Here is a 516-nt window from a genome sequence, read left to right as displayed (position 1 = left end):
GACGTCGCCGATCGCGCAAGCGTCCAATAAGCCAGTGCCCACATAACCGGTAAACACTGGTAAGTGTCCCGAACCGCCGCCCGTGACTATGCCAACTTTTCCATTACCAGCTTTTTTAGCCCGCGCCACAACCTTACCGGAATCTCCGTACAAGCTGTAATATTCAGGGTGAGCGGCAACGAGCCCAGCTAGCATTTGATCGACGTAGTCTTTAGGGTCGTTAAGAATTTTTTTCATTTCGCTCTCCTTAGCATATTTTCGTTTGATGGTTATCTTCCGCTGTTGGTCGAAAAACGGCTTGAATAGGTGTTGATAACCATGACCAAGATTAATAGCGCCCCCCATATAAACTCACGCGCAAAGTTCGAGACTTGCAGCATATTGAGGCCACTTGATAGAAATTGCATTGATAGTACGGCAAGGACGACGCCAATCACTCGTCCGTAGCCGCCATATGGGTTGATCCCGCCTAACACGGCTATCAACACAGCAAGCAATAGATACGAAGATCCGTAG

Annotated in this window: 1 protein-coding gene and 1 pseudogene; both read right to left on the bottom strand. The window is 48.6% G+C overall.

The genetic code is table 11. From position 1 onward, the window contains the following. On the bottom strand, positions 1 to 237 hold a 237-nt coding region (locus tag ACR0B3_RS24555), incomplete at its 3' end, for a dihydroxyacetone kinase subunit DhaK (protein ID WP_480811317.1). A 32-nt stretch (positions 238 to 269) separates the two neighbouring features. Next, positions 270 to 516 (bottom strand): annotated as a pseudogene (locus ACR0B3_RS24550) (ABC transporter permease); the annotation flags it as partial.

This window comes from Ruegeria sp. CE9 (assembly GCF_056537425.1).
This window is presented reverse-complemented; position numbering and strand designations above follow the sequence as displayed.